Source organism: Paraburkholderia sp. BL27I4N3, assembly GCF_003386115.1.
Lineage (GTDB): Bacteria > Pseudomonadota > Gammaproteobacteria > Burkholderiales > Burkholderiaceae > Paraburkholderia.
Map to the genome: position 1 here is coordinate 468,120 of NZ_QREJ01000001.1, position 23,469 is coordinate 491,588.

Annotated in this window: 20 protein-coding genes and 2 tRNA genes; 15 read left to right on the top strand and 7 right to left on the bottom strand. The window is 64.0% G+C overall.

The window, feature by feature from the left end; translation table 11 throughout:
- Positions 1-20: 20 nt before the first annotated feature.
- Positions 21-1,046 (top strand): NAD-dependent epimerase/dehydratase family protein, encoded by a 1,026-nt coding sequence (locus tag B0G71_RS02120; protein WP_116139419.1) that lies wholly within the window; start codon positions 21-23, stop codon positions 1,044-1,046.
- Between the two features lie 144 nt (positions 1,047-1,190).
- Here B0G71_RS02120 and B0G71_RS02125 read toward each other — a convergent pair whose 3' ends face one another.
- Positions 1,191-1,379, bottom strand: coding sequence for a hypothetical protein (locus B0G71_RS02125; RefSeq protein WP_106283401.1), 189 nt, complete (start codon positions 1,377-1,379; stop codon positions 1,191-1,193).
- Positions 1,380-1,546: 167 nt separating this feature from the next.
- The gene (locus tag B0G71_RS02130; protein WP_116148274.1) at positions 1,547-2,257 is read right to left on the bottom strand and encodes a pseudouridine synthase; all 711 of its coding nucleotides are present in this window, start codon (positions 2,255-2,257) and stop codon (positions 1,547-1,549) included.
- A gap of 95 nt (positions 2,258-2,352) precedes the next feature.
- Here B0G71_RS02130 and B0G71_RS02135 point away from each other — a divergent pair, with 95 nt between their 5' ends.
- The 10 genes from B0G71_RS02135 to poxB all read left to right on the top strand — a co-directional run bounded on the left by B0G71_RS02135 (position 2,353) and on the right by poxB (position 15,089).
- Complete coding sequence (locus tag B0G71_RS02135) at positions 2,353-3,606, top strand: MFS transporter (RefSeq protein WP_116139421.1); 1,254 nt, start codon at positions 2,353-2,355, stop codon at positions 3,604-3,606.
- A gap of 169 nt (positions 3,607-3,775) precedes the next feature.
- Positions 3,776-4,759 carry a MurR/RpiR family transcriptional regulator gene (locus B0G71_RS02140; RefSeq protein WP_116139423.1) on the top strand — a complete coding sequence of 328 codons (984 nt, stop codon included), beginning with the start codon at positions 3,776-3,778 and terminating at the stop codon, positions 4,757-4,759.
- On the top strand, positions 4,756-5,748 hold the full coding sequence (locus tag B0G71_RS02145) for an isoaspartyl peptidase/L-asparaginase family protein (RefSeq protein ID WP_116139425.1): 993 nt from the start codon (positions 4,756-4,758) through the stop codon (positions 5,746-5,748). The genes B0G71_RS02140 and B0G71_RS02145 overlap by 4 nt, the downstream gene beginning before the upstream one ends.
- 61 nt (positions 5,749-5,809) lie before the next feature.
- Entirely contained in the window at positions 5,810-7,732 is a 1,923-nt protein-coding gene (locus tag B0G71_RS02150) for a dipeptide ABC transporter ATP-binding protein (RefSeq protein WP_116139427.1), read from the top strand.
- An 81-nt stretch (positions 7,733-7,813) separates the two neighbouring features.
- A complete protein-coding gene (gene gsiB / locus B0G71_RS02155; protein WP_116139429.1) occupies positions 7,814-9,376 on the top strand; it encodes a glutathione ABC transporter substrate-binding protein GsiB in 1,563 nt (520 codons plus the stop codon).
- A gap of 124 nt (positions 9,377-9,500) precedes the next feature.
- Entirely contained in the window at positions 9,501-10,421 is a 921-nt protein-coding gene (gsiC, locus tag B0G71_RS02160) for a glutathione ABC transporter permease GsiC (protein WP_116139431.1), read from the top strand.
- 7 nt (positions 10,422-10,428) lie between these two features.
- Complete coding sequence (gsiD, locus tag B0G71_RS02165; RefSeq protein ID WP_116139433.1) at positions 10,429-11,334, top strand: glutathione ABC transporter permease GsiD; 906 nt, start codon at positions 10,429-10,431, stop codon at positions 11,332-11,334.
- On the top strand, positions 11,331-12,395 hold the full coding sequence (locus B0G71_RS02170; protein ID WP_116139435.1) for a P1 family peptidase: 1,065 nt from the start codon (positions 11,331-11,333) through the stop codon (positions 12,393-12,395). Before gsiD ends, B0G71_RS02170 begins: the two co-directional genes overlap by 4 nt.
- Positions 12,395-13,228: a M55 family metallopeptidase gene (locus B0G71_RS02175; RefSeq protein ID WP_116139437.1), complete on the top strand. Its 834-nt coding sequence runs from the start codon at positions 12,395-12,397 to the stop codon at positions 13,226-13,228. The genes B0G71_RS02170 and B0G71_RS02175 overlap by 1 nt, the downstream gene beginning before the upstream one ends.
- Before the next feature lie 136 nt (positions 13,229-13,364).
- Positions 13,365-15,089 (top strand): ubiquinone-dependent pyruvate dehydrogenase, encoded by a 1,725-nt coding sequence (gene poxB / locus B0G71_RS02180; protein WP_116139439.1) that lies wholly within the window; start codon positions 13,365-13,367, stop codon positions 15,087-15,089.
- Between the two features lie 68 nt (positions 15,090-15,157).
- On the opposite strand, the gene B0G71_RS02185 is transcribed toward poxB, so the two are convergent.
- Entirely contained in the window at positions 15,158-16,126 is a 969-nt protein-coding gene (locus B0G71_RS02185) for an alpha/beta fold hydrolase (RefSeq protein WP_116139441.1), read from the bottom strand.
- Positions 16,127-16,340: 214 nt separating this feature from the next.
- On the opposite strand from B0G71_RS02185, the gene B0G71_RS02190 reads away from it, so the two are divergent.
- On the top strand, positions 16,341-17,726 hold the full coding sequence (locus B0G71_RS02190) for an amino acid permease (RefSeq protein WP_116139443.1): 1,386 nt from the start codon (positions 16,341-16,343) through the stop codon (positions 17,724-17,726).
- Between the two features lie 150 nt (positions 17,727-17,876).
- Here B0G71_RS02190 and B0G71_RS02195 read toward each other — a convergent pair.
- A tRNA-Leu gene (locus tag B0G71_RS02195) sits at positions 17,877-17,961 on the bottom strand.
- A gap of 106 nt (positions 17,962-18,067) precedes the next feature.
- Positions 18,068-19,453: an oxygen-independent coproporphyrinogen III oxidase gene (gene hemN / locus B0G71_RS02200; RefSeq protein ID WP_116139445.1), complete on the bottom strand. Its 1,386-nt coding sequence runs from the start codon at positions 19,451-19,453 to the stop codon at positions 18,068-18,070.
- A 224-nt stretch (positions 19,454-19,677) separates the two neighbouring features.
- On the opposite strand from hemN, the gene B0G71_RS40865 reads away from it, so the two are divergent.
- The 3 genes from B0G71_RS40865 (at position 19,678) to B0G71_RS02210 (ending at position 21,625) form a co-directional block, all read left to right on the top strand.
- Entirely contained in the window at positions 19,678-20,013 is a 336-nt protein-coding gene (locus B0G71_RS40865) for a YkgJ family cysteine cluster protein (protein WP_147308642.1), read from the top strand.
- Between the two features lie 100 nt (positions 20,014-20,113).
- On the top strand, positions 20,114-20,707 hold the full coding sequence (locus tag B0G71_RS02205) for a DUF1439 domain-containing protein (RefSeq protein ID WP_116139447.1): 594 nt from the start codon (positions 20,114-20,116) through the stop codon (positions 20,705-20,707).
- Positions 20,708-20,788: 81 nt separating this feature from the next.
- The gene (locus tag B0G71_RS02210) at positions 20,789-21,625 is read left to right on the top strand and encodes an undecaprenyl-diphosphate phosphatase (protein ID WP_116139449.1); all 837 of its coding nucleotides are present in this window, start codon (positions 20,789-20,791) and stop codon (positions 21,623-21,625) included.
- 81 nt (positions 21,626-21,706) lie between these two features.
- Here the strand turns inward: B0G71_RS02210 and trmB are convergent, their stop codons facing one another.
- The gene (trmB, locus tag B0G71_RS02215) at positions 21,707-22,489 is read right to left on the bottom strand and encodes a tRNA (guanosine(46)-N7)-methyltransferase TrmB (RefSeq protein ID WP_116139450.1); all 783 of its coding nucleotides are present in this window, start codon (positions 22,487-22,489) and stop codon (positions 21,707-21,709) included.
- Between the two features lie 652 nt (positions 22,490-23,141).
- A tRNA-Gly gene (locus B0G71_RS02220) sits at positions 23,142-23,215 on the bottom strand.
- Positions 23,216-23,469: the final 254 nt, after the last annotated feature.

Here is a 23,469-nt window from a genome sequence, read left to right on the forward strand (position 1 = left end):
ACGGCTACAATGCGTCCACCATGAAAGCGACACGAAACTTCCGCCGGCCGCGTGTGTTAATCGTAGGTTGCGGCGATGTCGGCATGCGCTGCGTGCCTTTGCTGCAGCCGCGCGCGCATGTCTTCGCGCTGACCAGCCACGCCGGGCGCTGCGCCGAATTGCGCGCCGCGGGCGTCACGCCGCTGGTCGGCGATCTCGACGTGCGCGGCAGCCTGAAACGGTTGGCGGGCCTCGCACCGACGGTGCTGCATCTCGCTCCGCCACAGAAAACCGGCGACGACGACCGCCGTACCCGCGCCTTGCTCGCTACTTTAAGCACGCGCCGCGCTTCAGCGCGGGCTGCCGTGGCGCCTGCGGTCCCGCCGGTAGGGCGGTTGCGCCAACTTCGTGCCTCGTGGGCGGAATCTGGAACAGCCAATATTGTACCCGACGGGGTGCGCCGGGCCGCCGGTTCGCGTGCGCCCGTGCGCCTTGTGTACGCGAGCACGACGGGCGTCTATGGCGACTGCGGCGGCGCGTGGATCGACGAAACCCGCGCAACGAAGGCGGCCAACCCGCGCGCCAGGCGGCGCGTCTCGGCCGAGCGGCAATTGCGGCGCGCGAACGCGCGCGGCAGCGTCGCGGCGAGCATCGCGCGGATTCCGGGCATTTATGCGGGCAACCGCCTGCCGCTCGCGCGGCTGGAAAAGCGCACGCCGGCCCTGATCGATGCCGACGACGTCTACACCAATCATATTCACGCTGACGATCTGGCCGCGATCCTGGTGCGCCTCCTCACCCACGGGCGGCCGGGGCGCGTGGTGCACGCATCCGACGACACGTCGCTGAAAATGGGCGAGTACTTCGACGAGGTCGCCGACGCGTTCGGCCTCGCGCGCGCGCCGCGCATCACGCGAGCCGAAGCGGAGTCGCAGGTCGAGCCGACCTTGCTGTCGTTCATGCGTGAATCGAGGCGGTTGATAAACCGGCGTCTCAAAGAGGAATTGCGCGTGCGTTTGCGGTATCCGAGCGTCGAGGATTTCTTGCGTGAAGGCGTGAAAGGGTAGCCTGAAGCGCGTTGTTGCAAGCCGTCTCACGAACGCCAAAAAGCCACGAAAAAGCGCGGCAAAAAGCCACCTCTCCAGGCATCGCCCGGAAAATCCCGCCCGCGCCGCGCTTCGCCGCATCAGCGCGGCGCGGCCTCGCGCGACCTACGTCAGCGCGGGCAATGCTTCCAGCAACAGGAAACACAGCATCGCGCCGATCAATGCGCCGATCAGGTTCGGATGATATTTATGCCGCAGCCGCATCATGACCAGCAATCCGCCGATCAGGACCAGTCCGACGCACACGAAAGCAATCATCACGGACGAAATCTGCAAACCATCGTGGATGACCATGGCGCCCCTCCTTGAACTCTTTGTAGTCTTTGTTTAAACGAGTATAGAGCGAGGTGTAAGGAAGATCATGCTGCGACGCAGCGCGTAAACAGGCGCCGCGCGCGTTATGTGGGCAGCCGCTCACGCGTTTTCCTGCGGCATCAAGAGCTTAAAGGGGCGCTACCGGTTTACCCGCTCCGTAAAGATCCGAGGTCGGTTTCGTCGAGCCATTGCCACGCGCCCGGCGCAAGCGTTGCGGGCAAGGCAAGTCCGCCGATCCGCTCGCGATGCAGCGCTTCGCATCGGTTGCCGGCCGCGGCGATCATCCGCTTGACCTGGTGATACTTGCCTTCCATCACGGTGAGCGCGAGCGTGTGAGCGCCGCGCGCCGCTGCGTCGACTGCGGCGATTGGTTTGGGCTCGCCGTGTAGCAGCACGCCGTCGCGCAACGCGCTCAATTGCGCGTCGTCGATCGGATGACGCGTGGTCGCGACATACACCTTCGGCACTTTGCGTTTCGGCGACGTGAAGAGGTGCACGAACTTGCCGTCGTCGGAGAGGAGCAGCAGCCCGGTGGTGTCCTGATCGAGCCGGCCCACGCATTGCACGCCGCGCTCGGCGAACTGCGGCGGTAACAGGCTGAACACGCTCAGATGATGCTGCGGATCACGTGAACACTCGTAGCCCGCCGGCTTGTTCAGCAGCAGATAGGCGTGCTCGCGATACGGCCAGACGACGCCGTCCACGCTGAAGGAGAAGGTGGTGTCGCCGGTGGGGAAGTCGGCGTCGGCGTCGGTGCAAACAGCGCTGCCGATGCTCACGCGCGCGTCGGCGATCAGCGCGCGGCATTGGCGGCGCGAGCCGAAACCCTGAGTGAAGAGAATGCTTTCGAGATTCATGGCGAGCGAAGAATAACACCGCAAGAAGCGGAGCGCCCGGTGCCGCGAGTCGGACGACGATGAACGCTCCAATGTCCCGTCGCCGGAGTTCATCGATGCACGCCACATCTGCCGCTTCATCCACACACCCACTGCCTGCCGCTTTTCAGCGGCTCGCGTGGTCGAACCTGGTCGCACAATCCGCCGAACAGATCAGCCTCGCCGCCGCGCCACTTGTCGCGGTCTTCGCACTCGGTGCCGACGCGCGCGACACGGGTCTGCTGCAAACCGCGCAGACGCTGCCGTTCCTGTTGCTGTCGATCCCGCTCGGCGTCTGGGCTGACCGCCGCTCGCGCCGCACGTTGATGACGCTCGCTGAAAGCGTGCGCGTGATCGCCATGCTGTGCGTGCTGCTGCTCGTCATGAGCCATGCGTTGAGCTTGCCGCTGCTCGCCGCACTCGGCTTCATCGCCGCGACCGGCACGGTGGCCTACAACGTCGCGGCGCCTTCGCTGGTGCCAGCACTCGTGCCGCGTGAAGCATATGCCAGCGCGAACGGCCGGCTGGAATTGGCGCGCAGCGTGGCCTATTCCGCGGGGCCGGCGCTCGGCGGCCTGCTGGTCGGCTGGATCGGCGCGGGTTGGGCGTACGGTTGCGCGGCCGCGCTGTCGGCGCTGGCTGTCGCGTTGCTGGCGGGCTTGCGCGAACCGCCGCGCAGTGCACTGCCGCCACGTCACTTCATGCTGGAACTGCGCGACGGCACGCGTTTCGTGCTGCGCGATGCGTTGCTGCGTCCCATGCTCGCGACCGCGGTGTTCTTCAACCTCGGCTTCTTCGTGCTGCAAGCGGTGTATGTGCCGTATGCGGTGCATCGGCTGGGCCTTGGCGCGTCGGCGGTCGGCGTGACGCTCGGCGCCTACGGTGTCGGCATGGTGTGCGGCGCGCTGGCCGCGCCCGCCATCGCGCGACGTCTCGCGTTCGGCCGCGTTCTGATCATCGGGCCGTCGTGCGGATTGCTCGCGTCGCTCGTGATGGTGGCAACGCTCGTTGCGCCGTCGTTCTGGTTGGCATTGCTGAGCTTCTTCCTGCTCGGCGCCGGACCGATTCTGTGGGTGGTCGGCTCGACCACGCTGCGCCAGGCGATCACACCCGAACGGATGATGGGCCGCGTCTCCGCGCTCAACAGCACCGCCACCTACGGTGCGCGGCCGCTCGGTGCATTGCTCGGCGCGGCGATCAGCGCGCGCTGGGGTATGGACGCTTGTCTCGTCGCGGCGGCGGTGGCCTTCCTCGTGCAGGCGTTGATCATCGTCATGTCGCCGGCGGCGCGGCTGGCTCGCATTCCGGAGCAAAGCGCAGCGGCGTGCTGAAAATGGATTTTCACGAAGCCGCACGGGTGCGCACTTGAGATGCGTCTTTTGTTCGCATCGCGTCGGTGAAAACCCTCAAAAATGAAAATGAATTTTTTTCTGCGAGATTTCCGTGTAAATATACTTTCATTCATTTTCATTACGCCAAGCGCCCGGCCACCTCGTTCGCATGATCCGTCAACCATCCGTTGCTTCCGATTCCGCCGAGCAGGCCATCGCCGCGCGCATCGCCGCGGCCATGCCGACCCTCACGCCGATCCATCGGCGCATGGGCGACTACGTGCTGGCCAATCTGTTTCGCGCGGCGACCATGCGCATCGACGAACTGGCCAGCGTGGTCGGCGCCTCGGTGGCGACGGCGAATCGCTTCGCCCGCGCGCTCGGTTTCGACGGCTATCCGCAATTTCGCGAGGCGCTGGTGCGCGGCTTCGAGGCGACGCTCGCACCGGTCGAGCGCTTGCGCAGTGCGCAGGAATCGCTCGCAGCCGGCGACGATGTGGTCGACGCCTCGCTCGAACAGGCCGCCACTAATCTGCAAGCCACCCGCACGGCAATCGACGGCGCGGCCGCCGAAGCCGCCGTCGAAGCGATCATCGCCGCGCGCCGGGTGTTCGTGCTCGGCTTCGGCGCCAGCGCGTTTCTCGCGGGTCTGATGGAACACGGCTTGATGCCGTATCACGACAACGTGCAGTCGCTCGCGCTGATGGGCGGACCGTCGCACGCCGCGCGGCGTCTGTTTGCTTCGAACGAGGGCGATCTCGTTATCGGCATCGCTTTCCCGCGTTACGTCGAAGACACGATCGAACTCGCGCATCGCGCGGCCGGCCGTGGCGCTCGGGTGCTCGCGCTCACCGACAGTCCGCGTTCGCCGCTCGCGCAATTCGCCGACATCTCGCTCTATGTCCGCGCGGACCGGCGGCTCGCGGCAAATGCCGATTCGGCCGTGCTCGCCGTGATCGAAGCGCTGTGCGACGCGGTGGCGTATCGCGCCAAGCGCTCGGTGAAGGCCGCCGCCGAAGTCAGCGAATTCCTGTTGCCGTGGCTCGTCGATCCCCAAGCCGAGGCTACCGGCACGAACGCGCGAGCCGCGCGCGACGCGGTCCGAGCCACCCGCACTTCCCGTACTCCTCGCACTACCAAAGCCAAACGATGAACTCCAACGCAGTCATTGCCATTCATGGCGGAGCAGGGACGATCCTGCGCACGTCGATGTCAGCCAGCGCCGAAGCCGAATATCACGCCGCCTTGCGCGCGGTGCTGAGCGCCGGCCAGCGCGTGCTCGCCGACGGCGGCAGCGCGCTCGACGCCGTCAGCGAGGCCGTGCGTCTGCTCGAGGATTGCCCGCTTTTCAACGCGGGCCACGGCGCGGTTTATACGGCGGCCGGCACGCATGAACTCGACGCGGCGATCATGGACGGCAGCACGCTCGAAGCCGGCGCGATCTGCTGCGTAAAGCGCGTGCGCAATCCGATTCTGGCGGCGCGCCGCGTGCTCGAACGCAGCGAGCATGTGCTGTTTACCGGCGAAGGCGCGGAAGCGTTCGCCGCCGCGCAAGGACTCGAATTCGTCGAGCCGGAGTATTTCCATACTGAGGCGCGTCATCGGCAATGGCTGATCGCGCGCGGTCAACAACGCGCCATGCTCGATCACGATGGCGCGACGCTGGCCGCCGCGCCATCGTCGAACGACGACAATCCCACGCCGCACGAACCGATCGATCCGAACCGCAAGTTCGGCACGGTCGGCGCGGTCGCGCTCGACCAGCACGGCCACGTGGCGGCGGCGACGTCGACCGGCGGCGTGACCAACAAGCAGGTGGGCCGGGTCGGCGACACGCCGCTGATCGGCGCGGGCTGCTATGCGGACGACGCGACCTGCGCGGTCTCGACCACCGGCTCCGGCGAAATGTTCATGCGCATGGTCGCGGCCTACGACGTCGCCGCGCAAATGGCCTACCGCAACGTGTCGTTGCAGCAAGCCGCCGACGACGTGGTGATGAACCGTCTGCCGAAGATCGACGGACGCGGCGGCCTGATCGCCGTCGATGCGCGCGGCAACGTCACGCTGCCGTTCAACACCGAAGGCATGTATCGCGGTTTCGCGCGGCTCGGCGAAAGCCCGGTGACGGCGATTTACCGCTAGTCAGTCTGGCCGCTCACAGCATGCACCCCCGTTAGCCGCGTTCGAATTCAAAGGAACTACCGTGCCGACTTCATCGCACACCGCCCGTCCGCTTATCGAGACCTTGCCGCCGCAACGCGTGCTGGCGGTCGACGATCTATCGGTCGCCTTCCGTAGCGGCGACACCACCTTCAACGCGGTGCGCAATCTGTCGCTGACGGTCGAGCGCGGCGAGACGTTGGCGATCGTCGGCGAATCGGGTTCGGGCAAATCAGTAACCTCGCTCGCGTTGATGCGGCTGATCGAGCACGGCGGTGGGCGCCTTGCCGGCGGCAGCATCGCTTTTCGGCGCCGCGACGGCAGTGTGCTCGACCTCGCGAAAGCGTCGTCCGGCACGATGCGTTCGATTCGCGGCGCCGACATCGCGATGATTTTCCAGGAGCCGATGACCTCGCTCAATCCGGTCTTCACGGTGGGCGATCAGATCAGCGAGGCGATCGCGTTGCATCAGGGCAAGAGCCGCTCCGCCGCGCACGCTGAAACGCTGCGTCTGCTCGAACTCGTGCGCATTCCCGAAGCGCGGCGCGTGGCGGCGCGCTTTCCGCATCAACTGTCGGGCGGCATGCGCCAACGCGTGATGATTGCGATGGCGCTGTCGTGCAAACCTGCATTGCTGATCGCCGACGAGCCGACCACCGCGCTCGACGTGACGATTCAGGCGCAGATTCTGCAACTGATCCGCGGCTTGCAGGACGAGATGAACATGGGCGTGATTTTCATCACGCACGACATGGGCGTGGTCGCCGAAGTGGCCGATCGCGTGCTGGTGATGTATCGCGGCGAGAAGGTGGAAGAGGGCGCGTCCGACGCGTTGTTCGCCGCGCCTTCGCATCCTTATACGAAGGCGTTGCTCGCCGCCGTGCCGCGTCTCGGCGCAATGCAGGGCACCGATCAGCCGGCCAAGTTTCCGATCCTGACCGTCGAGCAGGCGAGCCTGAGCGGCGCTGAGCAGGCCGTGCGTCCGGCTGCCGCCGTCGCGGAAGAAACGCAGCCGCTGGTGCAGGAAACCACGCCGCCGATTCTGCGCGTCCGCGATCTGGTCACGCGCTTTCCGGTCAAGAGCGGAGTGTTCGGCCGCGTGACGGGTCGCGTGCATGCGGTGGAAAAAGTCAGCTTCGATTTGCGGCCCGGCGAAACGCTCGCGCTGGTCGGTGAATCAGGTTGCGGCAAATCGACAACCGGCCGCTCGTTGCTGCGCCTCGTGGAAAGTCAAAGCGGGTCGATCGAATTCAACGGCCGCGAAATCAGTTCGCTGACCGGCCCCGCGTTGCAGGCGCTGCGGCGCGATATCCAGTTTATTTTCCAGGACCCGTTCGCTTCGCTGAATCCGCGTTTGACGGTTGGCTTCTCGATCATGGAGCCGTTGCTCGTGCACGGCGTCGCGCAAGGCGCCGAAGCGCAGGCGCGGGTGCAGTGGCTGCTCGACAAAGTCGGTTTGCCCTCCGAAGCCGCGCGGCGCTATCCGCACGAATTCTCCGGCGGTCAGCGGCAACGCATCGCGATTGCGCGCGCGCTGGCGTTGAACCCGAAGGTCGTAATCGCCGACGAATCCGTGTCGGCACTCGACGTCTCCGTGCAAGCGCAGATCGTCAACCTGATGCTCGATTTACAGCGTGAACTCGGCGTCGCGTATCTGTTCATTTCACACGACATGGCCGTGGTCGAACGCGTCAGTCATCGCGTTGCGGTGATGTATCTCGGCCAGATCGTCGAGATCGGCCCGCGGCGCGCGGTGTTCGAAGCGCCGCAGCATCCGTACACGCGCAAGCTGATGGGCGCGGTGCCGGTCGCCGATCCGGCGCGCCGTCACGCCAAACGCATGCTCGCCGCCGATGAGATTCCGAGCCCGATTCGCGCGCTCAACGATGAGCCGATCGTGGCGCCACTCGTCGCGGTCGGACCGGATCATTTCGTCGCCCAGCATCAAGTCGGGGGCGCGTACTAAACCCCGTACTAGAACCTCTAGCCACACGCTTGTTCTCGCAGCATCACAACCTGTTTCATTTCGCAGCCTGGAGCCAACCTCATGAACCTGCTGGTCCCGTCTTCTCCGTTTCGTTTGCGCGCGCTGGTTAGCGGCGGCGCAGTGGTGTTCGCGATGCTCGCGGGCAATGCGGCGCACGCCGACACCACGGCAGTAATGGCCGTCGCCTCGACATTCACGACGCTCGATCCGTACGATGCCAACGACACGCTTTCGCAAGCCGTCGCCAAGTCGTTTTATCAGGGGCTGTTCGGCTTCGACACGGACATGAAACTGGTCAACGTGCTGGCCGACAGCTACGAAGCCAGTCCGGACGCGAAGGTCTACACGTTCAAGCTGCGCCACGGCGTGAAGTTCCAGGACGGCACTGACTTCAACGCCGCCGCGGTGAAGGCGAACTTCGACCGCGTCACTGATCCGGCGAACAAGCTCAAGCGCTACAACATGTTCAACCGCATCGAGAAGACCGAAGTGGTCGATCCGTACACGGTGAAGATCACGCTGAAGGCGCCGTTCTCGGCGTTCATCAACGTGCTGGCGCATCCTTCGGCGGTGATGATTTCGCCGGACGCGCTGAAGAAGTACGGCAAGGACATCGCGTTTCATCCGGTCGGCACCGGTCCGTTCGAACTGGTGAAGTGGGATCCGGCGGGCGATCTGACGGTGAAGAAGTTTGCCGGCTACTGGAAGAAGGGCTACCCGAAGATCGACGCGATCGACTGGAAGCCGGTGGTCGATAACAACACGCGCGCCGCGTTGATGCGCACCGGCGAAGCGGATTTTGCCTTCCAGGTGCCGTTCGAACAGGCCGCGCAGTTGCAGTCGAGCCCGAAGGTCGATCTGATCGCGTCGCCGTCGATCATTCAGCGTTATATCAGCCTGAATGTGAACCAGAAGCCGTTCGACAATCCGAAGGTGCGTGAAGCGCTGAACTATGCCGTCAACAAGGACGCGCTCACCAAGGTCGTGTTCGCCGGTTACGCAACGCCGGCCGACGGCGTGGTGCCGCAAGGCGTCGACTACGCGGTGAAGCAGGGTCCGTGGCCGTACGATCCGGCCAAGGCGCGCGCGTTGTTGAAGGAAGCGGGCTATCCGAACGGGTTCGAAACCACGCTGTGGTCCGCGTATAACTACTCGACCGCGCAGAAGGTGATCCAGTTCGTGCAGCAGCAACTCGCGCAAGTGGGCATCAAGGCGCAGGTCGAAGCGCTCGAAGCAGGCCAACGCGTCGCCAAGGTGGAAAGCGCGCAGGACGCCGCGACGGCGCCGGTGCGCATGTACTACGCGGGCTGGTCGTCGTCGACGGGTGAAGCGGATTGGGCGATCACGCCGTTGCTGGCGTCGGTCTCGTTCCCGCCGAAGATGGTCAACACGGCGTACTACAAGAACGATACCGTCGACAGCGATCTGAAGCAGGCGCTCGAAACCACCGACCGCGCGAAGAAAGCCGAGCTCTATACCGACGCGCAAAAACGCATCTGGGCCGACGCGCCGTGGATCTTCCTCGTCAAGGAGAAGGTGGTGTATGCGCGCAGCAAGCGTCTGTCGGGTGCTTATGTCGCGCCGGACGGCTCGTTCAATTTCGACGAGATCGCGATCAAGTGATGAGCTGAGCGTGAGCGCCGGCGTGTCGTTTCATCAGCACGCCCGCGCTGCATGCTCACTGCTTTGCTCCACCACGCGCCGCACAAGATCTTTCGTTGCCCGCATCATTGCCGGATTGGATGTCATGCTGAATTTCCTCGTCAAACGTCTCTTTGGCCTGCTGCCGACGCTGTTCATCGTCGCCGTGCTGGTGTTCCTGTTCGTGCATATGCTGCCGGGCGATCCGGCGCGGCTCGCCGCCGGTCCCGACGCGGACGAGGCGACGGTCGCGCTGGTGCGCGCCGACCTCGGCCTGAACAAGCCGATGCCGCAGCAGTTCGCCAGCTTCTTCGTGAAGATCGCGCACGGCGACTTCGGCATTTCGACGCGCAGCAAGCGCCCGGTCAGCGAGGAAATCGGCGAGCGCTTCATGCCGACGCTGCTGCTCACGCTCGCCAGCATGGTGTGGGCGGTCGTGCTGGGCATGGGTATCGGCATCGTCTCGGCCGTGTGGCGCAACCGCTGGCCGGACCGGCTCGGCATGACGCTCGCGGTGTCGGGTATTTCGTTTCCCGCCTTCGCGCTCGGCATGCTGCTGATGGAGATCTTTTCGGTGAAGCTCGGCTGGCTGCCGATTGTCGGCGACGGTTCGTGGCAGAGCTACGTGTTGCCGTCGCTCACGCTTGGCGCGGCCGTCGCGGCGGTGATGGCGCGCTTCACGCGGGCGTCGTTCGTCGAAGTGATGAACGAGGACTTCGTACGGACCGCGCGCGCCAAGGGCGTGCCCGAGCGTCTCGTGATCGTCAAACACTGCCTGCGCAACGCGATGATTCCCGTCATCACGATGATGGGTCTGCAATTCGGCTTTCTGCTGGGTGGCTCGATCGTGGTCGAAGTGGTGTTCAACTGGCCGGGCCTCGGACGGCTGCTGGTGGACGCGGTGTCGATGCGCGACTATCCGGTGATTCAGGCCGAAGTGCTGTTGTTCTCGCTGGAATTCATCATCATCAATCTGGTCGTGGACGTGCTGTACGCCGTGATCAATCCGACCATCCGTTTCAAGTGAGGCCCGCATGAGCACGACCGCCACCGAGCCGAATGCGGCCAGCACCGCGAAAGCACAAGCCGCCATCCGCACGCCATGGAGCGAGTTCTGGCGCAAATTCCGCAAGCAGCACGTGGCGCTCGGCGCCGGCATCTTCGTGCTGCTGTTGATTGCGGTCGCGATCGTCGCGCCGCATATCGTGCCGTACGATCCGGAGAATTTTTTCGACTACGACGCGTTGAACGCGGGGCCCTCCGCGGCGCACTGGTTCGGCGTGGATTCGCTGGGGCGCGATATTTTCAGCCGCATTGTGGCGGGCTCGCGCATTTCGCTCGAAGCGGGCTTTCTGTCCGTTGCGATCGGCGCGGTAATCGGCACGTTCTTCGGCTTGCTGGCCGGGTACTACGAAGGCTGGTGGGATCGCATCACCATGCGCGTGGCCGACGTGCTGTTCGCCTTTCCCGGCATTCTGCTGGCGATCGGCGTGGTGGCGATTCTCGGCAACGGCATGATCAACGTGATCTGCGCGGTCGCGATCTTCAGCATTCCGGCGTTCGCGCGGCTCGTGCGCGGCAATACGCTGATGCTCAAGCAACTCACGTATATCGAAGCGGCGCGCAGCATCGGCGCGTCGGATTGGACGATCATCGTGCGGCACATTCTGCCGGGGACGATTTCCTCGGTGGTGGTGTACTTCACGATGCGTATCGGCACCTCGATCATCACTGCGGCGAGTCTGTCGTTTCTCGGCCTCGGCGCGCAACCGCCGACGCCGGAGTGGGGCGCGATGCTCAATGAAGCGCGCGCCGACATGGTTACGGCGCCGCACATCGCGCTGTTTCCCAGTCTCGCGATTTTCCTGACCGTGCTGGCGTTCAATCTGCTCGGCGACGGTTTGCGCGATGCGCTCGATCCGAAGCTCGACCGGCCATGAATTCGACTGCGCTTCGTGGTGCGCCGCATGTCGGCACGTTGCCAAGCGGTCCGCTCGACACGATCGCCGATGTGCAGGGCGTGACGGTGGGACATTGCACGCTCGACCAAGGTGCCGTGCAAACCGGCGTGACCGTAATTCGTCCGCATGACGGCGATCCGTTTCTCGCGAAGGTGCCGGCGGCGGCGTCGGTGATCAATGGGTTCGGCAAGAGTATCGGGCTAGTGCAAGTCGAAGAACTCGGCACGCTGGAAACGCCGATTGCGTTGACCAACACGTTCGGCGTCGCCGCTGTCGCGCAGGCGCAGATTCGCGCGGCCATTCGCGCGAATCCGCAGATCGGGCGCGAGTGGTCGACGGTCAATCCCCTGGTGTTCGAATGCAATGACGGGTATCTGAACGATATCCCGGCGTTGGCCGTCACCGAGCAGCATTTCGATGATGCTTATGCCGCGGCCAGTGCCGATGTAGCGAGCGGATCGGTCGGTGCCGGCCGGGGCATGTCGTGCTTCGATCTGAAGGGCGGCATTGGCAACGCGTCGCGCGTGGTGAACGCAGCGGGGCGCAGCCATACCGTCGGCGCTCTGGTGCTGGCGAACTTCGGCCGGTTGCCGATGTTGACCATCGACGGCACGCCGCTCGGCCGTGTGCTCGCTGAGCGCGCCAACAAGGAGGCAGCGAAGCCCGAGCAAGGCTCGATCATCATGATCGTCGCCACCGATGCGCCGCTCGACGCACGCCAACTCAAACGTCTCTCCCTGCGCGCGGCGGCGGGTCTCGCGCGCACCGGTTCGGTCTACGGCCACGGCAGCGGCGATATCGCGCTGGCGTTTTCAACGGCCTATACGTTGCCTCACGGCACCGACTTCATGACGCTCCCACCGCTCCTCGCCGACGAACGTCTCGACCCGCTCTTTCGCGCGTGCGCTGACAGCGTCGAGCAGGCGATTCTCGACGCCTTGTGGAGTGCCGTATCCGTAACCGGACGCGACGCTCACCAGCGTCTATCGCTGCGTGACTCAGTGCCCGATCTTGCCCAACTATTCGAACGCACTCGCTGATGAAAGTCCTCATTTCCACCGACATCGAAGGCATTGCCGGCGTGTTTCATCCCGAGCAAACGCGCGCGGGCAACGGCGAATACGAAGCCGCGCGCCGCTGGATGACGCTCGAAGCCAACGCCGCCATCGAGGGCGCCTTCGCCGGTGGCGCAACGCAAGTGTGGGTCAACGATTCACACGGCGGCTTTCGCAATCTGCTGCCCGACCTGCTCGACGCGCGCGCCCAGGTGGTGCTCGGCAAACCACGCACGTTGGGCATGATGGCCGGGCTCGAATACGGCGCGGCGCTCGTCTTCATGATCGGCTATCACGCCATGTCGCAAACGCGCGGCATCCTCGCGCACACCATCAACAGCTTTGCGTTCGCACGCGTTTCGCTGAACGGCGTCGAGGTCGGGGAGGCGGGCGTGTATGGCGCGCTGGCGGAAGAATATGGTGCACAGATAGCGCTTTTATCCGGCGACGACGTCTTCGCCGAAGAAACCGCGCCGCGTTTTCCAGGCGCGCGTTTTGTCGTCACCAAGAGCGCGACCGGGCATGCCAGCGGCGTGACGCAATCGCCGGCGAGCGCTCGTGCTGCAATCGAAACCGCCGCGTGCGAAGTGGTTCAGCAGCATCTCGCGAAGGGGCATGCGCGCGAATCCACCCGCAGTGAAGCGAAGCCTGTGGCATGCGAACTGCGCGTGCAAACCAGCGCGCTCGCCGATCTGTTCTGCCAATGGCCGACGCTTACGCGCGTGGATGCGGTCACGCTGCGCTTCAGCGCGGCTTCGGCGGAACATGTGGTGCGTATGCTGAATTGCCTGTCGGCGATGTCGTTCATGTTGCGCTGAGCGTGCGGTAACGGGCCGTTCTCAAACGCGATCATTTCACCGCGCTTACAGCGGCACCGTGGCGGCACGTTTCGTGAGGAAGCGTTACTCTCGTGCATTCCGGAGGCAGCGTCTTTCTCACTGAGCGGAGTACAGCATGGGTAAGCAGACTATCGCGGATTATCTGGCCAAAACACTGGCGGCGGCGGACGTCGAGCGAATCTGGGGCGTGACGGGCGACAGCCTGAACGGCCTGTCGGATAGCTTGCAACGCCTGGGTTCGATTCGCTGGATGCACACGCGCCACGAAGAAGTGGCCGCCTTCGCCGCCGGCGCCGATGCCGCCGCGGCCGGCAAGCTCGCGGTCTGCGCGGGCAGTTGCGGTCCCGGCAATCTACACCTGATCAACGGCCTGTACGACTGTCATCGCAATCATCAGCCTGTGCTCGCGATTGCCGCGCATATTCCATCGTCGGAAATCGGCCTCGGCTACTTTCAGGAAACCCATCCGCAAGAGTTGTTCAAGGAGTGCAGCCACTATGTCGAACTGGTGACGAACCCGTCGCAGTTCCCGCGTGTGCTGGCGCGCGCCATGCGCACCGCGATCGAGGAGCGCGGCGTTGCGGTGATCGTGCTGCCGGGCGATGTCGCGCTGGGCGACGCACCCGAGGAAACGCCGGCATGGGCCGGCACGCTGGAGCGTTCCACCGTGGTGCCGTCCGACGCGGACCTCGACCGCCTTGCCGATCTGCTCAACCAGGCGGGCGGCGTGACGCTGCTGTGCGGCAGCGGCTGCGCCGGCGCGCACGACGAAGTGGTCGCCTTCGCCGATCAGCTCGGCGCACCGACCGTGCATGCGCTGCGTGGCAAGCAATACGTGGAGTGGGACAACCCCTTCGATGTCGGCATGACCGGGCTGATCGGCTTCAGCTCCGGCTATCACGCGATGATGTCGTGCGACACGCTCGTGATGCTCGGCACCGATTTCCCGTATCGCAACTTCTACCCGTCGCATGGCAACGTGGTGCAGATCGACCGGCGCGGTTCCGCGCTCGGCAAGCGAGCGCCGTTGAAGCTCGGTCTTGTCGGCGACGTGAAGGCGACCTTGCAGGCACTGATGCCGCGGCTCAAGCACAAGAGCGACCGGCGTTTCCTGGAGAATGCGCGCAAGCACTATGCGGACACGCGCAAGGACCTCGACGACCTCGCGCGGCCATCCGCCCCGGGGCGCGCGATTCATCCGCAATATCTCACCAGCATCGTCGACAAGGTCGCCAACGAGGACGCGGTGTTCTCCGCCGACGTCGGCACGCCGACGCTCTGGGCCGCGCGCTATCTGACCATGAACGGCAAGCGCTCGCTGCACGGTTCGTTCAATCACGGCTCGATGGCGAACGCGATGCCGCAAGCCCTGGGCGCGCAGGCCGCGAACCCGGGCCGCCAGGTGATCTCGCTGTCGGGCGACGGCGGCCTGTCGATGCTGCTCGGCGATCTGCTCACCGCGCGTCAGCTCAATCTGCCGATCAAGGTCGTGGTGTTCAACAACAGCGTGCTCGGCTTCGTCGCGATGGAGATGAAAGCGGGCGGTTATCTGGAGGCCGGCACCGATCTGGCCACCACCGACTTCGCGGCGATCGCGCGCGGCGCGGGAATATACGGTGTCCGAATCGAACTGTCGGAAAACATCGAACCGGCATTGCGCGAGGCGTTCGCGCATCCGGGTCCGGCGGTGATCGACGTGGTGACCGCGAAGCACGAACTCGCCATGCCGCCGAAGATCCAGTGGGCGCAGGCCAAGGGCTTCAGCCTGTATATGCTGAAGGCGGTGCTGAACGGTCGCGGGGATGAGGTCGTCGAGCTGGCGACGACGAATCTGCGCTGAAATGCGTTGGAGTGGTTCGTTTTGACCGGCGTATGCGCGATCGCCTTCGCGCATACGCCTGAACCGGACTACTGCTGCCGGCTCAATTCACGCGCCGCGCGATCGATTACGTCGGCGACCGCGCCCGCGTGCGACACGGGCGCAAGGTGGCTCGACGCCATCGGCACGATCTTGGCGCCCATCCGGTCGGCCATGAATTTTTCCACTTCCGGCGACACCGCGCGGTCGCGTGTCGTGAGCACATACCACGACGGTTTTTCCTTCCACGCGACCTGGCTGACCGTCTCATTGAAGGCGCTCGCGGCGATCGGCACCTGTGCGGTGGCCAGCACGCGGGTCAGATTCTCTGGAACATCCGCGGCGAAGTCGGCGTGATATTTCGTGCGATCGAGCCAGAGGAAGCCGCTCGAATCCTTCATGATGCCCTCGCCCGCGGGCGCCGGTGCGGCGCGCTTCAACAGATCCATAGCCGACTCGTGCAGATCCGGTGCAATGGCCGCGACATAGACGAGACCGGCGACGTTCGGCGCGTTCGCCCCCGCCTCGGTGATCACGACGCCACCCCACGAATGTCCCACCAGAATGGTCGGGCCGTTCTGACGCGCGAGGACGCGGCGCGTCGCGGCGACATCGTCGGCGAGGGAAGTGAGCGGATTTTGCACCGAACTGACGTGATAGCCCTTCTGCTGCAATTTCGCGACCACGCCGTTCCAGCTCGAGCCGTCGAGGAACGCGCCATGGACCAGCACGACGTTGCGGACCGGGCCGGTCATGGGCGCGGCGGGAGGCGGCGTGGCGCCAACTTTGGAGGGTGGTGCGGCGGGCGCCATGGCAGGCGCCATGGGCGCTGGCGCTTCGGGCGCGCTTGCCTGCGTGGGCGGTTCGTCGACCGGCTCGGCCGCGGGCGCCATGCCCGGTGCCATGGTGGGCGCGGCGGGTGCCGGCGCTGCATTGGGCGCGGTGGTCTGGGCGAGCGCGGCGAACCCTGTGAAGCAGAGACACAAAGCAGCGGCGCAAAGCAGATGTTTGGGCGACATGTTGAATCTCCGAATGCTGACAGCTCGACTAGGGCAACATACAGAAGCCCTGCGCCAGTGACAATCACTATCCTCGCCGTTAAGTGCGGCGCAGAACCAAACGCGGGTTGCTCCCAGTATTTAGCTAATATCGGCCACGGTAAAATTTCAGGTTCTGCCGGGCCGGGCCATAAGTCCGTCCGGGCGATCGATATCCATACACTGGGGCGCAACGTTGAATAGTGCACAGCAGCAAGAGGGCCTGAAGCGCGGGCTCAAGAATCGCCATATCCAGCTCATCGCGCTGGGCGGTGCGATCGGCACCGGCCTGTTTCTCGGTTCCGCCAGCGTGTTGCAGGCAGCCGGACCGTCGATGATTCTCGGCTACGCGATCGGCGGCATCATCGCCTTCATGATCATGCGGCAATTGGGCGAAATGGTGGCGCAGGAGCCGGTGGCGGGTTCGTTCAGCCACTTCGCGTACAAGTATTGGGGCGACTTTCCCGGCTTTCTGTCCGGCTGGAACTACTGGGTGCTTTATGTGCTCGTCAGCATGGCCGAACTGACCGCCGTCGGCACTTACATTCACTACTGGTGGCCGGGCGTGCCGACGTGGGTGTCGGCGCTGGTGTGTTTCGCGTTGATCAACGCGATCAATCTCGCCAATGTCAAAGCCTACGGTGAAACCGAGTTCTGGTTCGCGATCATCAAGGTCGTGGCGGTGATCGGCATGATCGTGTTCGGCGGCTATCTGCTGATCAGCGGCCATGGTGGTCCGCAAGCCTCGATCACCAACCTTTGGGCTCACGGCGGCTTTTTCCCGCACGGCTTTCGTGGCCTGTTCATGATGCTCGCGGTCATCATGTTTTCATTCGGCGGGCTGGAGCTGATCGGCATTACGGCGGCGGAAGCCGACCAGCCGCAGAAGAGCATTCCGAAGGCCGTGAATCAGGTGATTTACCGGATTCTGATTTTCTACATCTGCTCGCTGACGGTGCTCCTGTCGTTGTACCCGTGGAACGAAGTGGTGGCCGGCGGCAGTCCGTTCGTCATGATCTTCTCGCAGATCGGTTCGACGCTGACCGCGAACGTCCTTAACGTGGTGGTGTTGACCGCGGCGCTGTCGGTGTACAACAGCGGCGTGTACGCGAATAGCCGCATGCTGTACGGCCTCGCGGAGCAGGGCAATGCGCCGCGCGCGCTGATGAAGGTCGACCGGCGCGGCGTGCCGTATATGGCGATCGGGTTGTCGGCGCTCGCCACGTTCACGTGCGTGATCGTCAACTATCTGATTCCCGCCGAAGCGCTCGGCTTGCTGATGGCGCTGGTGGTCGCCGCGCTCGTGCTGAACTGGGCGCTGATCAGCCTGACACATCTCAAGTCGCGCAAGGCAATGGTTGCTGCCGGCGAGACACTCGTGTTCAAGTCGTTCTGGTTCCCGGTCAGCAACTGGATCTGCCTCGCGTTCATGGCGTTGATCCTCGTGATTCTGGCGATGACGCCGGGCTTGTCGGTGTCCGTGTGGCTGGTGCCGGCGTGGCTGGTGGTGATGTGGGCCGGATATGTGTTCAAGCGCCGGCGCGCGGCTGTGCAGAGTGGGGCGCGGGTAGTGGGGCGGTAAGGTGTCTTGAATGGCGTGAGGGGCGACGTTCGCGCTCACGCCGTTTGAAATCCTTGAGGTTTTCAGACGGGCCAGAAACGACAAACCCCGCGAGCAGCATGTGCTGGCGGGGTTCGAGGAAATACTGAAACAGCGGTCTTTCGAATTCTTTGGTGCCCAGGGCCGGAATCGAACCGGCACGCCTTGCGGCGGGGGATTTTGAGTCCCCTGCGTCTACCAATTTCACCACCTGGGCAGGTCTTGCAGCGCACGCGTCAGAAGCTGGCGCGCGGCGAAGACGCAGATTATGGCCGAAAATTCGGCGCCGGGCAAGCCAGTTGCCTTCTTCCGCTGCAAGGCCTTCAAACCGTGCGGGAAAATCGTTCGAGTGTCTGCTGGCCGAGATAGCGGTCGAACACCATCGCGATGTTGCGCACGAGCATGCGGCCGGCCATCCGCACTTCGAGCTTGCCCGCTTCGAGCGACACCAGACCGTCCTGCTCGAAGCCGCGCAAGCGCTTTAACTCCGGCTCGAATGTCCCGGCGAAGCGGATGCCATACGCCGCTTCGAATTCGTCGAAGCGCAATTCCAGGTTGCACATCAGTTGCGTGATCACGTCGCGGCGCAGACGGTCGTCGGCGGTGAGGCGCACGCCACGTGCGATGGCGAGCGTGCCCGCATCGATCGCCGCGGCATAGCCCGGCAGATCCTTGACGTTCTGCGCGTACACGTCGCCGACCTTGCCGATGGACGATGCGCCGAAGCCGATCAGATCGCATTCCGCGCGCGTGCTGTAGCCCTGAAAATTGCGATGCAAGGTGCGCTGCGCTTGTGCGCGCGCGAGCTCGTCGGTGGGCAGCGCGAAGTGATCCATGCCGATGTACACATAGCCCGCGCCCGTCAGACGTTCGACCACATGCTGCAGGATCGCGAGTCTCACGTCGGATGAAGGCAGCGTGGCGGGGTCCATCTGGCGTTGCATCTTGAAGAGTTGCGGCATGTGCGCATAGGCGAAGACCGAGAGGCGATCGGGCGCAAGCGCGAGCATCGTGTCCAGCGTGCGGCTGAAGCTCTCGACCGTTTGATGCGGCAATCCGTAAATCAGATCGACACCGATCGAGTGAAAGCCGGTGTCGCGCGCCGCCTGCATCACCGAGGCGGTCATTTCGAGCGGCTGAATGCGGTTGATCGCCTGCTGCACGACCGGATCGAAGTCCTGCACGCCGAGGCTCAGCCGGTTGAAACCCAGCTTGCGCAAATGGGCGATGGTATCGGGCGACGCTTCGCGCGGATCGACTTCGATCGAATACTCGGCTTCGGCGTCGGGCAGCAGTGTGAAGTGCTCGCGGGTGGCGGCCATCAGTTCGGCCGTTTCCTCGTGCGACAGGAAGGTCGGCGTGCCGCCGCCCCAGTGCAATTGCGATACCGGACGCCGCGTGTCGAAACAGGCCGCCTGCAATGCCATTTCGCGTTTCAACCGATCCAGGTACGGACGCGCATGGGCGCGATTTTTGGTGGCGACCTTGTTGCAGCCGCAGTAGAAACACACGGTGTCGCAAAACGGAATGTGGAAGTACAACGAGAGATCCGTGGACGACGCGCCGGGGTCGGCGGCGGCGCGTAAATAGTCGGTGCGATCGAAGTCGTCGCGGAACTGCAGGGCGGTCGGATAGGACGTATACCGTGGGCCGTTCGCGCTGTATTTGGCGAGCAGGTCAGGGCGGAACAGCGTGCTGGCGATGGACATGAGGGACTCGAGGGCTGGCAGGCGGCCATCGAGTAAGAGGCGGACCGCCGCGATTCGCGCGACCGGATCGATCCGCGCAGACGCCTCTTGCGCATGGCCTTTAGGATCTTTCGAGTTTACGCGAGTGACCATTCGCCCGATTGCGTAAAAAGGTCGCACGGAATGCGGTGGCACAATGCGGGTCTGATAGTGCATGGCCCGTTTTTGGGTTCAGGAAAAATGTCGTGAGTGATGTGTCGAACAGCGCCGTGAAGCGCGAGTCTCCGTTCCGCGTGGCCGGTCACGCGTGCCGCCCTGATTGCGGCGCGTGCTGTATTGCGCCGTCGATTTCGAGTCCGATTCCGGGTATGCCGAATGGCAAGCCGGCGGCCGTACGCTGCGCGCAACTCGGCGACGATCTGCGCTGCGCGATCTTCGGTCAGCCTGAACGGCCGGCGTGCTGTTCAGGTCTGCAGCCGCAGCTGGAAATGTGCGGCACGAATCGCGGCGAGGCGCTCGCGTGGCTCACGCAACTGGAGATGCAAACTCAACCGAACGCGCAACCGGTGGCTCAGCGCTAACGCGCGCAAGCGAATCGCCGCAAACAGCAAACAGCAAACCACCAGCCGAAAACGAACACCGTAATCGCATGCCAGAACAGGTTTCCACAGGAGATTTCGCATGACTCGACCCGCCGCGCCGGCCCGGCGCCGCTTCCTGATTGCCGCGCTGACAGGCTGCAGCGCGCTCGGCATCACCGTTTCGCTCTCGGCCTGCGCAACCTCGACTTTTCCGTTCATCCCGTCGCATTACACGTTCTCGCAGCAGCAGGTGCAGGACGCGGTGCAGCGTAAATTCCCCTATCAGCGCACGGTTTCGCAGGTGTTCGATGTCGCGCTGACCCACCCGGTGGTCGGTTTGCTGCCCAACGCGAACCGCGTCTCAGTGAAGCTCGATGCGCGTCTCGTGAGTCCCTTCATGCCGCAGCCGGTCGACGGCGTGTTCACGCTGTCGAGCGAACTGGCCTACGACGCCGCCAGCAAATCGGTCGTGCTCAAGTCGCCGAATGTCGATAACGTCAGCGTGAGCGGGCAGGCGCAGGCCTATACCCAGCAGATCAATGCGGCTGCGGCGGTGCTCGCCACGCAGTTGCTGACCAACTATCCGATCTACACCTTCAAGCCCGAACAACTGCAATTTGCCGGAGTGAATTACGAACCCGGTACAATCACCATCCTTACAAACGGCATACGCGTGCAGATCGTCGAAAAATGACGCGGCGCGCGGCCGGCAGGGCCGCGCGCTTTCCGTGCCGGCCCTGTTCGTTCCGACTGACTACAGCGATTAGGGGCACGGATGGACTGGCTATTGGCTTGCAAGGCGCTGATTCTGGGCGTCGTCGAGGGATTGACGGAGTTTTTGCCCGTGTCGAGCACCGGGCATTTGATCGTCGCGGGCAGCCTGCTGAACTTTACCGATGAGCACGCGAAAACTTTCGACGTCGTGATCCAGCTCGGCGCGATTCTCGCGGTGTGCTGGGAATTCCGCCGCCGCATCGGCAGTGTCGTATCCGGTTTGCCGAGCCGGCCGGATGCGCGCCGCTTCACGCTGAATGTGATCATCGCCACGATTCCGGCGATCGTGCTCGGCTTGCTGTTCGAGAAATCCATCAAGGCGGCGTTGTTCTCGCCGGTGCCGGTCGCGTTCGCACTGGTGGCGGGCGGCGTTGTGATCCTGTGGGCGGAGGCGCGTCAGCGCGCGCAAGGCGAGAGGGAAGCGCGCGTGCAAAACGTGGACGACCTGAGCGCGCTGGACGCGTTGAAAGTCGGCCTCGCGCAATGTTTCGCGCTGATTCCCGGCATGTCGCGCTCGGGCTCGACGATCATCGGCGGAATGCTGTTCGGTCTCGACCGGCGCGTCGCCACGGAGTTTTCGTTCTTCCTCGCGATTCCGATCATTTTCGGCGCTACCGCTTACGAGCTGTACAAAGACTGGCACCTGCTTTCTGTCGATGCGCTCGGCACCTTCGCGGTCGGGTTTGTGGCGGCCTTCATCAGTGCTTTTGCCTGCGTGCGCTGGCTGCTGCGCTACATCGCCGCGCACGATTTCACCGCGTTTGCGTGGTATCGCATCGGCTTCGGACTGCTGATCCTGCTGGTCGGCTACAGCGGCGCGTTGAGCTGGACGGATTGAGCGCTCGCCTTTTGCTTGAACCATGAGAAAAGGTCCGCGTTTGCGGACCTTTTTCGTTGCGTGCCGAATCGTGCTGCGCGTTTATGCAACGCCGCGTTTGCGGAAGACGAGATCCCACACGCCATGCCCGAGCCGCAATCCACGGCGCTCGAACTTCGTCACCGGACGGTACTCCGGACGCGGCGCATAGCTGTCGGCGGTATTTTCCAGCGCCGGATCGGCGCTTAGTACTTCGAGCATTTGTTCGGCGTAGTTTTGCCAGTCGGTCGCGCAATGCAGATACGCGCCGGGCTTCAGGCGCGACGCCAGCAGCGCGACAAACTTCGGCTGGATCAGCCGGCGCTTGTGGTGGCGCGCCTTGTGCCACGGGTCCGGAAAGAAGATGTGCACGCCGTCGAGGCTGGCTGGCGCGATCATCTGTTCGAGTACCTCGACCGCGTCGTGCTGAACGATGCGGATGTTGGACAGGTTCTGTTCACCCATCAATTTCAGCAGCGCTCCGACGCCCGGCTCGTGTACTTCGACGCCGAGAAAATCGTCGCCGGGACGGTGTGAGGCGATTTCGGCGGTGGTCGCCCCCATGCCGAAGCCGATTTCCAGCACGCGTGGCGCCTCGCGGCCGAATACGGCGTTCCAGTCAGGCTGCTGCGGCGCAAAGGGCACCACGAAGCGCGGGCCGAGTTCGTCCATGGCGCGGCGCTGGCCGGTCGAGACGCGGCCGGCGCGCGTGACGAAGCTGCGGATGCGGCGCCGATGCAGGGCTTCTTGCGGCGCGTTGTCGTCGGCGTTCGGTTGGTGTCCGGTTTCGCTGGAGGGCGTCGGGAGGTCGTCCGGCGGGCCGGCGTCGTTTGGATCGTGGATCATCGTCGATGCTGCTACAAGGGTAAAGGGCTTCGCGGCGCGCCCGGCGTGCTGCACGGTGCCTGTCCGAGCTTGCGCGGTATGAGGCGCGAGTCCGACCGGCACGGCGAGTGAGCGCGAGGTTGACGGGTCGCTGCGCCAGGCCGCCGCTATGACAAAAAAGCCGCCTTCATGGAGGCGGCTCGTGCTGGATTCTGCTGAAGGTGTCAGCAGGAAAGTGGAGCGGGCGTTGCAAGTGCGCGTAAGGTAGCACAACCCAAAAGGGCGCGTCCAGACTGACCGGAGATGGCGGGAGTAGGGATGTGAGTGGGATATTACATTCCAATAAGGCGGGCATCTGCGCAGATGATTTAATGTTTTTGTAAGCTATTTCTTTGGGCGATTATCTGACGGAGTAAATGATCATGAGCAAGTATGCGCATCGGCGCCCATAGTCTTACTGCCCTTCCCAACTACCGGTGACACGCGCTTCGTGATGAGATGCCTTTTGCGGCGACGTCGCTACTCAAGATTCTTCTCGGCCGATTTGCGCAAGGGGATGGATTGCCGGATTCGACGATCAGGAAAAGCTTTTTACGGGTAGGGATGAGAAGAGCGGTAGAGTCAGATCCTTTGCGAATCTGCCCGATTGCTCATGAGCCGACTAGAAAGAATCTGGAGCGGGCGATGGGAATCGAACCCACGGCTCTAGCTTGGGAAGCTAGGGTATTACCATTATACGACGCCCGCAGAGCACGCTATTCTACGCGCGTTTTACGCGACTTGGCAAACGTGGACGCTTGCGGCGCGTCAGGTGGTGTGCTGACTGCGGGGAGCGCGTGTGATGTTCCGTCCCACAACGCACGGGCTCATCGTATCCGCCGAGCCGTACTCAGCGATTCGTCGCGTGCTCCTGCGCATTCGCTCCGCTATCTCCCTCGCGAGTTCTACCTAACGCGAATAACGCGGCATCGTCTTCGTCAGGCGCCGCAACCGAGTACACC